This window comes from Marisediminitalea alba (genome assembly GCF_002993365.1).
Taxonomy (GTDB): Bacteria; Pseudomonadota; Gammaproteobacteria; order Enterobacterales; family Alteromonadaceae; genus Alteromonas; species Alteromonas alba.
The window spans coordinates 76,666-89,865 of sequence record NZ_PVNP01000003.1 but is presented as its reverse complement, the minus strand read 5'-3'; the positions used below and the strand labels follow the sequence as shown (position 1 = coordinate 89,865).

Annotated in this window: 13 protein-coding genes; 9 read left to right on the top strand and 4 right to left on the bottom strand. The window is 49.4% G+C overall.

Annotation, left to right across the window (positions count from 1 at the left end; all coding sequences use genetic code 11):
• Positions 1–23 precede the first annotated feature (23 nt).
• Both C6Y40_RS00430 and map read left to right on the top strand, forming a co-directional pair.
• Complete coding sequence (locus C6Y40_RS00430) at positions 24–230, top strand: ParD-like family protein (RefSeq protein WP_105932817.1); 207 nt, start codon at positions 24–26, stop codon at positions 228–230.
• Positions 223–1,011, top strand: coding sequence for a type I methionyl aminopeptidase (gene map, locus C6Y40_RS00425; protein WP_105932816.1), 789 nt, complete (start codon positions 223–225; stop codon positions 1,009–1,011). Before C6Y40_RS00430 ends, map begins: the two co-directional genes overlap by 8 nt.
• Before the next feature lie 64 nt (positions 1,012–1,075).
• Here map and nosR read toward each other — a convergent pair whose 3' ends face one another.
• Genes nosR through C6Y40_RS00405 form a run of 4 tightly spaced genes read right to left on the bottom strand, consistent with a single transcriptional unit; the run spans position 1,076 to position 5,508 of the window.
• Positions 1,076–2,374 (bottom strand): response regulator c-di-GMP phosphodiesterase, NosR family, encoded by a 1,299-nt coding sequence (gene nosR / locus C6Y40_RS00420; RefSeq protein WP_240621796.1) that lies wholly within the window; start codon positions 2,372–2,374, stop codon positions 1,076–1,078.
• A 25-nt stretch (positions 2,375–2,399) separates the two neighbouring features.
• A complete protein-coding gene (locus tag C6Y40_RS00415) occupies positions 2,400–4,070 on the bottom strand; it encodes an ATP-binding protein (RefSeq protein WP_105932814.1) in 1,671 nt (556 codons plus the stop codon).
• A 9-nt stretch (positions 4,071–4,079) separates the two neighbouring features.
• The gene (locus C6Y40_RS00410; RefSeq protein WP_105932813.1) at positions 4,080–4,922 is read right to left on the bottom strand and encodes a phosphate/phosphite/phosphonate ABC transporter substrate-binding protein; all 843 of its coding nucleotides are present in this window, start codon (positions 4,920–4,922) and stop codon (positions 4,080–4,082) included.
• Between the two features lie 25 nt (positions 4,923–4,947).
• Positions 4,948–5,508, bottom strand: coding sequence for a response regulator (locus C6Y40_RS00405; RefSeq protein ID WP_105932812.1), 561 nt, complete (start codon positions 5,506–5,508; stop codon positions 4,948–4,950).
• A 188-nt stretch (positions 5,509–5,696) separates the two neighbouring features.
• On the opposite strand from C6Y40_RS00405, the gene C6Y40_RS00400 reads away from it, so the two are divergent.
• The 7 genes from C6Y40_RS00400 to C6Y40_RS00370 all read left to right on the top strand — a co-directional run bounded on the left by C6Y40_RS00400 (position 5,697) and on the right by C6Y40_RS00370 (position 13,196).
• Positions 5,697–7,388, top strand: coding sequence for an EAL domain-containing protein (locus tag C6Y40_RS00400; protein ID WP_105932811.1), 1,692 nt, complete (start codon positions 5,697–5,699; stop codon positions 7,386–7,388).
• A gap of 179 nt (positions 7,389–7,567) precedes the next feature.
• Complete coding sequence (locus C6Y40_RS00395; protein ID WP_105932810.1) at positions 7,568–8,029, top strand: Hsp20/alpha crystallin family protein; 462 nt, start codon at positions 7,568–7,570, stop codon at positions 8,027–8,029.
• A 186-nt stretch (positions 8,030–8,215) separates the two neighbouring features.
• Entirely contained in the window at positions 8,216–10,261 is a 2,046-nt protein-coding gene (prlC, locus tag C6Y40_RS00390; protein ID WP_105932809.1) for an oligopeptidase A, read from the top strand.
• Complete coding sequence (locus tag C6Y40_RS00385) at positions 10,261–10,947, top strand: DNA-3-methyladenine glycosylase I (protein WP_105932808.1); 687 nt, start codon at positions 10,261–10,263, stop codon at positions 10,945–10,947. Before prlC ends, C6Y40_RS00385 begins: the two co-directional genes overlap by 1 nt.
• Before the next feature lie 19 nt (positions 10,948–10,966).
• A complete protein-coding gene (locus C6Y40_RS00380; protein WP_105932807.1) occupies positions 10,967–11,647 on the top strand; it encodes a phosphoglycolate phosphatase in 681 nt (226 codons plus the stop codon).
• 140 nt (positions 11,648–11,787) lie between these two features.
• Positions 11,788–12,573, top strand: coding sequence for a bifunctional demethylmenaquinone methyltransferase/2-methoxy-6-polyprenyl-1,4-benzoquinol methylase UbiE (gene ubiE, locus C6Y40_RS00375; protein ID WP_105932864.1), 786 nt, complete (start codon positions 11,788–11,790; stop codon positions 12,571–12,573).
• On the top strand, positions 12,573–13,196 hold the full coding sequence (locus tag C6Y40_RS00370; RefSeq protein ID WP_105932806.1) for a ubiquinone biosynthesis accessory factor UbiJ: 624 nt from the start codon (positions 12,573–12,575) through the stop codon (positions 13,194–13,196). The genes ubiE and C6Y40_RS00370 overlap by 1 nt, the downstream gene beginning before the upstream one ends.
• Positions 13,197–13,200 lie beyond the last annotated feature (4 nt).

The following is a 13,200-nucleotide window of genomic DNA, read 5'->3' as shown; positions in this document are numbered from 1 at the left end:
ATATAGCGTTTAGGGTGAGTCTGATGGGCATCGTAAAAATCTCTGATCAATTGCACGAAGAGGTGCGCAAGCACAGCGTGGTGATGGAGCGCTCAATGAATTCTCAGGCCGAGTTCTGGATGAAAATCGGTCGGTTAGCAGAACAAAACCCTTCGCTGACTTACGAACAAATTCTGGAGCAGGAGATGCATCGGCAAAAAATCAACAAGGTCCGACTGGTTAATGAGTAGCGTGATAGTTAAAACGCCACAGGAAGTGGCATTAATGCGCGAGGCCGGTCAGTTATTGGCGCGTGTGTTTGGTGCGCTGGATGAATTTGTTGCTGCCGGTGTAACCACTTTGGCGATCAACGAATTTGTGGAGCACTATATTGTTGATACGCTTAAAAGCCGGCCTGCCAGTAAAGGGCAGTATGGTTATGAATACGCTTTAAATACCTCTGTGAACGAGGTTATCTGCCACGGCGTACCGTCGGCGGCCAAAGCCCTGCGCAAAGGGGATATTGTTAATCTGGACATCACCCTGGAAAAGAATGGCTACATTGCTGATAGCAGCAAAATGTATTGTATAGGTGAAGTTTCACCACTGGCACACCGGCTGGTAAAAGTCACCTACGAAGCCATGTGGAAAGGCATCGAATCGGTTAAGCCCGGAGCCCGTATTGGCGATATCGGTGACGCCGTACAGCGGCATGCCGAGCAACATGGTTACAGCGTGGTAAGAGAATATTGCGGTCATGGCATCGGCCGCGAAATGCATGAAGAACCACAAATATTGCATGTGGGAACGCCCGGTACCGGACTGGTTTTGCGCGAGGGCATGGTGTTTACCATTGAGCCCATGATTAATCAGGGCACCCATAAAACCAAACTGAAAAAAGACGGCTGGACGGTGATTACCCGCGATCGAAAGTTATCAGCACAATGGGAACATACCATTGCCGTGACAGCCGATGGTTACGAAGTGTTAACGCTGCGCCCGGAAGAGCAGATACCGGCAGTCTTAAACTGAGCACTGCGACAGCGCCTATGGCTGTCGCTATGCCTGGCGAACAAAAAACGCTATAAAATCCTGCTTAGGTAGTTTCTTTGCTTTTTTCATTTTCAATTAAAATCTCAAAGTGACGCTTGTGCTCACGTTCGTATTGTTTCAGCTTGGCGATGGTCGCCTCTGAAAATACATGGCCGGCAGGTAGCAGCAGAATATGATTATCATTGTACAGGTTGTTGCCCAGTACCATACCAGCCGCCAGTTCTTCACTGGTTAGGTGATTTTCGATAAAGCTGGGCTTATGAATATCATGGTCGCTAAGCAGTAAATCAAGAATTTCGCCATCATAACGGGTATTACGATGTTTTTTCAGCTCTGCTTTGGCGTCTCTTGGCTCCATGCGCTGAGCACTCATGCGGCCGCCAACCATGCGCCAGTAGTCGCGGGCGATGGCATGAATCCGCGCGCCCAGCGGAATTTCCTTAGCCACTTTGTGGTATAAACCGCTGCCATTATAGTGCTCAAACTGAAACTCGATAATTTCACTGATGGGCTGCATATGTTCGGCTGGCGCCAGGATCATCTTGGCCAGGTGAGTCTGTGACATGTAATCTTTTTGCTGCTGATAAGTCAGTTTGGCAAACGGCGGGCGGAAGTTTTCAGGTTGTAATCCCAATAACCCTAATTCGCCAATCAGGCTGGCATAAGCATAGAGCTTTTTCTCATCTGTGTTGCAGCCGAGTTTGGCGGCCAGTTTTTTACTGAGCTCACTCACCTCAATGGCAAATTTGCCGTCGATATCCGGATTAATAGAAATCACATTAAACAGTACCTGCTCCAGTGCACGGTTGCGGGTTTCAATGCGGTTAAGCGCCGCTTTAATTTGCCGGGTGCGTTTTTGAACCGTTTTTTCCAGGTCGTTGTTGACCTCTTTCAGTTTGGCGTTTTGCAAGCGAGTCAGTTTTTGCAAGCGGGCATTTTCGTCTTTGAGCTTAATGCGTTCGAGCCCTTCTTCGATAGTATTAATCAGCTCCTGATTGTCCCAGGGCTTTTGCAGATAACGATGAATTCGCCCCTGGTTAACGGCTTTTATGGTGGCGTCGATATCCGCAAAGCCGGTTAGCACCACCCGGAACGTGTCTGGATATTTTGCGGCTACTTTTTCGAGCAGTTCGGCGCCGGTCATGTGCGGCATCTTCATATCCGAAATGACCACATGGATGGTTTTTTGCTCCATAATCGCCAATGCTTCTTCACCACTCTCTGCAAGGGTCAGATCGATTTTCAATGAAAATAGCGCCCGCTTGATGGAGCGTAAAATATTTTGTTCATCATCAACACAAAGTACTGAGTATCTTGGCGTTGCAGCTTCGGTGTTCGGCATAGTATTTCCTCGATGATCCTGCCCGCTAGTGTTGCGCTGCGGCATGCTGTTGGTCATCCAGACCGTTTATAGGTAAGGCTAGTTCAAAGACACTCCCTTCGCCTGGCGTACTGGAGACCTGAATCTGGCCGCCATGCTCCTGAATAATCCCATAGGTAATAGACAAGCCCAGCCCGGTGCCTTGTCCTTCAGGTTTGGTAGTAAAAAACGGATTAAACAGCTGGTCGAGATTTTCCTGACTAATCCCACAGCCGGTGTCCTGGATACGGACTTTCACAATATCGCCTTCCTGCATTGTTTTGATACTGATTACGCCTTGCTTACCGGTGGCTTCTATTGCCTGGCCGGCATTGATTAGCAGGTTGGTGAAGACCTGCGTTAACTTACCCAAATTAAAGTACACTTTGGGCAAATCGGCGAATTGCTTTTCTACCTTGCAGATATATTTGAGCTTGTTATTGACCATCGTCAGCGTGGTGTTGAGACAATGGTTCAGGTCGTACCATTGCGACTCTCCTGAGTCGACCCGGGAAAATATCTTCAGTCCTTTAACGATCTCACTGACTCGTTGTAACCCCTCTGCCGACTCTTCGATAAGGGATCCCACATCTTCGCTGATAAAGTCCAGATCATGCTGCGTGTAAAATGCCTGAAGTTCGTCCACCCTGGCTTTTAAAGCCTCGATGGATTCATCGCTGTGAAGCTTCTTCGCCATATCCAGCAGAATTTGAAACAGCGACAGATAATCTTTTAATGTGCTTAAGTTACTGCTGACAAAGCCTATGGGATTATTGATTTCATGGGCTACACCGGCGGCTAACTGACCCACTGAGGCCATTTTTTCCGCCTGCAATAATTGCTGTTGTGTTTCTTTCAGGTGTTTGTTGGCATTTTCCAGTTCAGTGTTTTTGTTACTTAAGGCCTCGGTGCGCTCTTTCACTTTGTTTTCCAGTGAACGGTTTAATTTTTTGAGTTCGTCCTGCGCACCGCTTCTGTTTTCATATTCTTCAGCCAGCGTATCCACCAGGGTATTGAACGACAGGGCCAGTTCTGAAAGTTCGTCACGACCTTTAATTGGGATCGATACGCTTTTATAGCTGTGAGTTGGGATGGCCTTTAGCATGTCTTTCGCCCCCTGGCGCAAAGACTGCAACTGGGACGTCAGGTAAGTGCCTAAACCAAAGGAAAACAGCGCAACCAGCACCATCTCCAGCAGAGCCAGAGAGATAATCCAGTTGCGGATCTGCAGCAGCGATGATTGCACTGAGGTCACGTCGATACCAATTTGAACCTCACCAAAGTATTCGCCGGCGACAGTAATAGGTTTCCGGGTATCATAAACAGAGTCGTCAATCTCCTGTACCGATGTATCCGGATTAAACGGCCTCTCGGTGCTACCCTCGCGGCGACGTTGAGCAAGCACTCGTTGCTGACTGTCGACTACCCTGGCGTAGGCGATATCGGGGTTATTCATGAGTTCTTCTACCGAAGACTCAAGCGAAGCCAGATCGAGCGATAACAACGGATCACGGGTGATCGATGAGAACAGGTTGGCGGTGGTTTGCGCACGTTTCACAACGTTTTCTTCGATAAGCGCGTTAATAAACGTCAGGCTCGTTATAATCAGAACAAGCAGCAGTGTCGCTTCGATTAACGCCGTACCGGCGATGGTTTTGGTACGTAATGACAGGCGCATGATGCTGGCTCAGATGTCCGGTCTCGACAGCGAATTAATGCCTAACGCGCGGATGTCATTCCAGTCTTTATCTTCAGCCGCATCAAGACGATTAAAATTCAACTGTTTAAGTAAAGCTCTGCCTTTTTCGGTGGTCACCAGTTTTTCCATCGCAGCAATCAGTGATTTCTGGTGGGCGAGGGGTACCCTGCTGTGCGCAGCAATCGCATGACTGGTATAGGCTTTACTTTGCCATAATATTTTTAGTTGCGAGCGTTGTGCCGCCGGTAAATGTTCCAGTGATCGGATAATGCCGCCCCCTGCCGGAAAGAGTTCTTTAATGACATTAAGATAGACCGAATCGTGAGAATTTACATAACGTGGACTAATACTAATGCCAGCACGATTGAGCTCGGCACGCGGTACAATACTGGCTGCAAAAGCGGCCGGGGCTGGAAAAGCAAGGGTTGCCCCCTGTAATTGCTCAATGTTGGTAATATTGCTGTCTTTACGGGTCACGATAATCCCCCGCAGACCTTTTTCTGAGTCCCGCACCAGTGGCTGATAATCTGACCTGTTGTGAAATACAACGTAATGATAAGGGTTCATGTAAGCCAAATCATAATTTGCCGCGGTTAACTCATCCTCGAAACTGGGGATGTCTTTGGCAGTGATAAAGTTCAATGACAGACCGGTCTCCTGCGCAAGGTGCTGGAGCAGGGGAGTCCACATCTGAGCAAGTCGATAAGCAGATTGCTGGGGCACTACACCGAAGGTGTATTGTGCTGGCTTCTCGGCAGGTGCCTGATTGCCTGAGTCGGCAAATACGTCGGTCGCCCCCAGAATAGCCAGGATAACAAGCACAAATTTCATATTGCTCTCCGCTTTGATTTACCGTTTATACCTGCATGAATTCTTCAAACAGTTGAGTCAGATCGTGATTTGAAAACGGTTTGGTAAGGGTGGCGTCGGCGCCAAGTTCCTTAGCTTTTTCCAGGCTCGCATCGTCGAGCGCTGAAATCACAATAATTCTCAGACCACGCTGTGACTCCTGTTCACGGGTGTATTGCAATACACTGTAGCCGTCCATACCGGGCATGCTTAAATCAAGGGTCATTACCCGCGGTGAGTGCTGGCTCAGCATCATGCCTGCCTGAAAACCACCGGTAGCAATCAGCGTGTCGTAACCAGCGCGACGCGCCACCCGCTGGATGGATTTAGCCACTGGTAGTTCATCATCAACAATCAGGATGAGCGGAGAAGCCTCGGGCTTCAGGCTATCCGGTATCGGCATATTATGGCGTTCCAGAAAATCGATAAAATCGTTGATCAGAACCCGGTTGTTACCACGACCTGGTAATTTAAACCCTTTTAACTTGCCGCTTTCCAACCATCGGATAACCGTTCGGAGATTAACGTCACAATATTCGGCAATTTCGCCGGATGTCAGTGTTTTCACAGTTGATCCTCGTTGCTTAAGTTTTCATCGAGACCCATTTATAGCATTGTTAATCAAATATGGCAATTAAGCAATATGTATAATTTGCGACATTAGTGACATTGTGCTAATTTGTGATAACAACATGAATTATCTGTCTGCAAGGAATCGCACATCGGATTATTGTTATCATAAAAGAGGTAGATAGCATGGCTTGTGATACCCAGAGTGCTAGTCCAGAAAAAGCACTTAATTTACTGCTGGTAGATGACGAAAAAGGCGTGGTCAACGCCCTCAAACGTGAACTTAAAGATCTTAACTGCTGCATCACTACAACCACTTCTGGTCGCAAAGCTATGTCTGTATTGCGCGAGCAGGATGTCGCTCTGTTAATCACCGATCATAAGATGCCTGACGTGAATGGCGTCGATCTGGTGCGATTTGCTAAACAATACTCTCCCGATACGCACATCTTTATGCTCAGCGGTGAAGGCGATTTACAGGCGGCAGTAGAATTACTCAATCAGCGTATGCTGACAAAGTATCTCACCAAGCCCTGGAATCGCCAGGATTTGCGTAATGAAGTGGTAAAAGTGCTTAATCAGTGCAGCGAGGGAGGACAAAAAACATCGGCGCAACAACTGGCCGACTTTGATCACGAAAATGATAAGCCAAATCTGCGTGATTATGAGTCGGTGGTGCTGATTAAGCTTATGAACGTTTCAGACATCAGCCTGGCCCATGGGGAAGCTGCATCGCTGGATACCGAAGCCTATATTGGCCAGCGTCTGGAATATATGGTCACGCAGCCACACTTGCTACAACGCACTCAGGCTGGAGTGTTTGCGCTGTATCTTAAAGAATCCACCATCGAAATAACGCGCTCTCTGTGTTGCCAGATTCGCCAGCAGTTGCAGCGTACCTTTGCCATCAAAGGGGTATCAGTATTTTGCCACATAGGCGTGGGGTTTCGAAACCTCAGGGATTCGCAGCTTGACCACGATATTCTGATCAGCAGCCTGGTTGATACCATCGTTCGCGACAGTCATCGTATCAGTATTTCGCAGCTGGATAACTCCACTATTACGCAGTACCGTCGACAGCAGCAGCTCAGCGCAGAGGTGCAAAGTGGATTGCGGAATCAGGAGTTTAAGCTGGCCTATCAGCCCAAAGTGCAGCTGAGCTCGGGGATGATTAATAGTGCTGAAGTGCTGCTGCGCTGGCAACATCACAGTTTAGGCTGGGTTCCCCCTTCAGAATTTGTCCGTCTTGCCGAACTGGATGGACAGATAGAAGCGATTGGTGAGTGGGTGCTGGACCAGGGATTTAAAGTCGCCAGCGAACTAAGACGCTTTAGTGCTGAGCTCGACAGTATTGCGATTAATATCTCTGCCAAACAGTTACAGTCTTCGCGTATTGTGGAGTTTATTGGTGAGCGTTTGCAGCACTATTATCTGCCTCCTTCATTTATTGAACTTGAACTGACCGAAACCGCCCTGGCTGAAAACTCTCACTACCTTGAAGAGCTTCTTTGGCAACTCAAGTTACTCGGAGTGAGACTTGCCGTTGATGATTTTGGCGCTGGCTTTACGTCGTTTTCGTACCTGTCTAAATTGCCCATCGATACCCTGAAGCTCGACAAGGTAATGATTGATAACCTGCATACCGATAGTCACCGCCAGGAGTTTATTCACAATCTGATTCTGAGTTGTAAGAAACTGGGTATTGAGGTGGTTGCTGAAGGCGTTGAGGAAGAGGCGGATTTGCGCTGTCTTCAGGCCATGCGTTGCGACAAGATCCAGGGCTACATATTTAGCCCGGCAGTCTCCCGCCAGGAATTTGAAAAGCTCATGATAAGACAACCTTTTTATGCCAAATTTAAGGCACAACAGGGACGTTAACCCGGCGGCTTAAAAAGCTTGATATAGCGCAATAGTTGACCATGCGGCAGCTTGAAAACCCTACACCGACCAACCATATTTATGATGCAGGGAGCAATAAATTCACTCATCGTAAAACGATGAAGGAAAAGTACCTGAGGACAGGTTAGCGAACTATCGGTATCGATTAAGGAGGGGTTATGAGTTTATTTCCAAGTGTGTTTGGTCGTAATCACCCTGGTGCATTAAAAGGCGAAATTGATCGTGTTTTTGATGATTTCTTTGCTGGTTTTCCGGCCATGACAGGTTTCGCCGCTGGTGATAACGTTTATATGCCGGCGTTGGATTTAAAAGAAACCAAAGAAGGCCTTGAGTTAACCGCAGACTTGCCGGACATGAAGAAAGAAGATATTCATCTGGAAGTTCAGCAAGACCGTTTAGTGCTTTCAGGTATGCGTAAGCAGGAACAGGAATCCACAACAGACGAAGGCTTTCATTTCAGAGAACGTCGCAGTGGCAGCTTCAGGCGGGTTGTCGCCTTACCCTTTGCCGTTAACGACAATGCTGATGTGGTCGCACGCTATGATAACGGTGTGTTACGGGTTCTTATCCCACGTCCGGCTAATCCGGTTGATAATACGCAGCGTGTCAGTATCAGTTAGGCCCGGTTGCAGGGCATTTATTTTCGCGCGAATTGCAGCGCTAATTCCTGAAATGCCACTGACTGAACCAAATTGAATCCATCACGTAAAAAGTCCAGGCCCCGCTCGGTGCGGGGCTTGTTTTTTTAGCCTGTGAACCCCATCACTAAAGCAATATTAATTTGGCAACGGATCCTAATAACGACTATGACTACACTTGCACTCGAACAGGTAGATGGCCTGCCACGTTTTTCTCAAATTACCCCGGATCAGGTGAAGCCTGCGGTCACCAAAGCAATTGAAGATTGTAAGCAAACCATCGAGGCGGTGGTTGCCAGTGGTGATTATTCTTATGCCAATGTGGTAAGCAAAATCGATGAAGCCGACGATGTACTGGGCAAAGTCTGGTCGCCGGTGTCGCACATGAATTCGGTAGTCAGCAGCGATGAACTGCGTGAAGCCCACGATGCCTGTTTGCCGCTGCTGTCGGAATACGGCACCTGGGTGGGGCAGCATGAAGGGTTGTTTCAGGCATACAAGGCCCTGCGCGACAGTGATGAGTATCTGCAACTGGATGAATCGCAGCGTAAGGTTATTGATAACACGTTACGCGACTTCACGTTGTCTGGTGTGGCGCTGCCGGCTGAGAAAAAACAGCGTTTTGCGCAAATTCAGGCGCGTTTATCTGAGTTATCGTCGACCTTCAGCAATAATGTGATGGATGCCACCATGGGCTGGACCAAACACATTACCGATGAGTCAGAGCTGGCCGGGTTGCCAGAGTCGGCGCTTGATGCCGCGCAACAGGCTGCCCATCAGAAAGATTTACAGGGCTGGTTGTTCACGCTGGATATTCCCAGCTATTTGCCGGTAATGTTGTATGCCGATAACCGTGCGCTGCGCGAGGAAATGTACCGTGCTTATGCAACCCGTGCATCCGATCAGGGGCCGAATGCCGGTGAGTGGGATAACACTGAGATTATCAACGAAACGCTGGCCCTGCGTTCAGAAATCGCATCACTATTAGGCTTTGCCAGCTACGCAGAGCGCTCTCTGGCTACCAAAATGGCCAATTCAACCTCACAGGTAGTGGGCTTTCTGCGCGACCTCGCGGCAAAGTCCAAACCCCAGGCAGAAAAAGAACTGGCAGAAGTGCGGGCTTACGCTGCTGAAAAGCATCAGATGGACGAACTTGAAGCCTGGGACGTACCTTATTACAGCGAGAAACTGAAGCAGGAGCGTTACAGTATTTCAGATGAAATACTGCGGCCGTATTTCCCCCAGAGCAAAGCGCTGGCCGGCTTATTTACGGTGGTAGAGAAACTCTATGGCCTGACTATTACCGAAGTCGAAAATGCTGATACCTGGCACAAAGATGTGCGCCTGTTCTCTATTACCGACAAAGACGACACCCTGCGCGGGCAGTTCTACCTCGACCTCTACGCTCGTCCTAAAAAGCGTGGCGGCGCCTGGATGGATGAGTGCCGTGTGCGCCGTTTTCAGGCCAGTGGCGATCTGCAAACACCGGTGGCGTACCTCACCTGTAACTTCAACGGGCCGGTCGGCGATAAGCCAGCCCTGTTTACCCATGATGAAGTGGTAACCTTGTTCCATGAATTTGGTCATGGTATTCATCACATGCTTACGCAAATGTCAGTGCCCGGGGTATCCGGCATTAACGGCGTGCCATGGGATGCGGTTGAATTACCCAGTCAGTTTCTGGAAAACTGGTGCTGGCAGGAAGAGGCTCTGGGCTTTATCTCCGGCCATTACGAAACCGGCGAACCGCTACCTAAAGAGTTACTGGATAAAATGCTGGCCGCCCGGGATTATCAGGCCGCAATGCAAATGATCCGTCAACTGGAGTTCAGCCTGTTCGACTTCCTGCTCCACATGGAAGACGGCGAGCATGTGGATGTTCAACAAGTGCTTTCGCAGGTTCGCAACGAAGTCGCCGTGCTTCAGCCACCGTCGTTCAATCGATTCCAGCACAGCTTCGGGCACATCTTTGCCGGTGGTTATGCAGCCGGTTATTACAGTTACAAATGGGCAGAAGTATTGTCTGCCGATGCGTTCAGCCGGTTCGAGGAAGAAGGGATCTTCAATCCGCAAACGGGTGCCGACTTCCTGCACAATATTCTTGAAATGGGCGGCAGTCGTGAGCCAATGGATTTATTTGTCGCCTTCAGAGGGCGCGAGCCTAAAGTAGACGCACTGCTTCGCCATAACGGTATTGTGGCGACAGGTGCCTGATGGCGGCGGAATCATTTGCCGCTATCTATGCCCGGGCGGCTGAACGAAAGGGCGGCGAGCGGGGGCTGGAAGCGCTGGTTAGCCAGCCCCTATCACCGGCTGGCGTTAAAGCGTTGAGCGACGACAGGGTACTCTCGGCCTTTACCAAAAAAGTCTTTCAGTCAGGCTTTGTATGGCGCGTGATTGAGCAAAAGTGGCCGGAATTTGAAGCGCTGTTTTTTAACTTTGAGGTTGAAAAGGTGCTATTAATGTCCGATGAAATGCTCGAACAGCGGGCCACGGATAAACGGATCGTGCGTAACCTTAAAAAAGTTATGACGATCCGCGACAACGCCCTGATGCTCAATGACATTCGTTTGTCACACGGAAGCTTTGGTAAATTTGCCAGTCAGTTTACCGGCGCGGCTGTGATCGACTTGTGGGCCCACCTTAAAAAGCACGGAGCGCGACTGGGCGGCAACACCGGCCCTTATGCACTGCGTGCACTGGGAATCGACACGTTTCTGCTGAGCCGTGATGTGGAAGGTTACTTTCGGGCTTATGATCTGATCAGTGGCGGCCTTACATCAAAGCAAAGCCTTACCACTATCGCCAATACCTTTGCTGACTGGCAGGCCCAGAGTGGACGAAGCCTGCAAGAGCTAAGTCAGATTCTGGCCTACAGCTGCGGTGATAACCGCGTTTAAATAAACAAGGTCGTCTGCCATGGAAGAAAAGCACTACCCCTTTATTTTGTTTGACCTCGACGGCACGCTGGTAGACAGCGTGCCGGACCTGGCTTATTGCGTAGATGTTGCTATGCAGACAGTAGGTTTGCCAACCCGTGGCGTTGAAGCCGTGCGCTGCTGGGTGGGCAACGGTATCGAGAAGCTTATGCAACGCGCAGTATCAGACACCATGGACGAGCAACCCGATGAGCGTTTGTTTACGTCTGCCTACGATGCATTTCTGGCCGCCTATAAAGCGCATAACGGCAAACGCAGCACCGTTTATGAGGGCGTGATACCGGCCCTTCAATGGTTAACGGCAAACGGCTATAAACTCGCTTGCGTGACTAACAAAGCCGAAGCGTTTACCTTGCCTTTGTTGGCCGAAAAAGGGCTGGACCGCTATTTTTCGGTAGTGGTGAGCGGTGATACCTGTGAGCACAAAAAGCCTCACGCAGACCCTTTGCTGTTAGCATTGGATAAACTGGGTGGTAAGCCGTCGCAAGCGCTGATGATTGGTGACTCAAAATCGGATATTCATGCGGCGAGAGCCGCAGGTTGTGCGGTCATCGCGTTACCCTATGGGTATAACCACGGCGAGGACATTCAGCGTTATCACCCGGACAGGGTGTTAAACTCACTGGCCGAGTTACCGGCTGTAGTTGCGCCCGGTCAATAACATCGGGCAAGTCGTCATGAACAGGATGGTAAGCGCCCCCGGTTTTGGTTACACTTGCCGCATTGCATCAGCCGGCTCATCATTCTTTCTCGCGCTTTCAGGGTAATGAGATCCCGGACTCTAAAAAGAAGAATTTATCCATGTCAGAACAACAAACACCAAATAGTGATGAAACCAGTTCATCTGAACAATCGACGCATTTCGGCTTTAAAACTGTCGACCGGACTAAAAAGGCGTCGATGGTAGCCGGTGTCTTTGATTCCGTTGCAGCCAAATACGATGTTATGAACGATTTTATGTCGATGGGCATTCATCGTTTATGGAAACGCTACACCATAGATTGTAGTGGTATTAAGAGTGGCCAGAAGGTGCTCGATCTGGCGGGTGGAACCGGTGATCTGGCTGCCAAATTTTCCCGTTTGGTTGGTCCCGCTGGTGAGGTAGTCCTGGCCGATATTAACCATTCCATGCTATCGGTTGGCCGTGACAAACTACGTGATAAAGGCGTGGTTGGCAATGTCAACTATGTGCAGGCGAATGCTGAAGCACTGCCATTTCCGGATAATCATTTTGATTTGGTGACGATGGCATTTGGCCTGCGTAATGTTACCGATAAAGATAAAGCGCTGGCCTCGATCTTTCGAATTCTGAAGCCTGGTGGCCGCTTGTTGGTACTGGAGTTTTCCAAACCCACCAACGAAATGCTGTCGAAAACCTACGACTGGTATTCATTTAATATTCTGCCCACCATGGGCCAACTGGTGGCCAACGACCGCGAAAGTTACCAGTATCTGGCTGAGTCCATTCGTATGCACCCGGATCAGGAAACCCTTAAAGCCATGTTTGAGAACGCGGGCTTTGAACACTGTGATTACCAGAATCTGACTGGCGGAATAGTAGCCCTGCACCGGGGTTATAAATTTTAATGTCCGCGGTACCTCTGTTAACTGCCACTATCGAAACAGCACTGAATAAAGTGCTGTCGCTTGATCCGGATGCTGCGGCAAAGCTAAGCCAGTTGCAAGGGAAGCGTCTTGTAGTTGAGCTTGATGACCTGCAGCAGCGCTTTGCATTGGTGTTTTCTACCAAAGTTGATGTACTGGCTCTGGCCGATGCGCCGGACCCGGCTGGCGTTGATGAATGCATTATCAAAACCCGGTTGAGCGTACTACCCAGCCTTCGTGACACCAGTCAGTTAACCCGGTTGATTAAAAGCGGCGAGCTGGAAGTGAATGGCGAGCTGGCCATTGCTCAGGCGTTTTCTGGTTTATTGCAGTCACTCAATATTGATTTGGAAGAGCAACTGGCCATTCGAACCAATGATGTTATCGCTCACGAGTTATTTGGTTTAGCGGCCAAAGCTCAGGCGCAGCTGCAGAGAGCCGGCCGCAAAGCCGAGGCTATTCTGGGCAGCGCTCTTACCGATGAAAAACAACTGGCGGCTCATAAACTGGCAGTGATGCATTTTTCTGATCAGGTGAGCAACCTGCGTGATGATGCCGAGCGGTTCGAAGCGCGTCTTGAGCGACTGGAACGGAGCAAGCAGTAGGAAC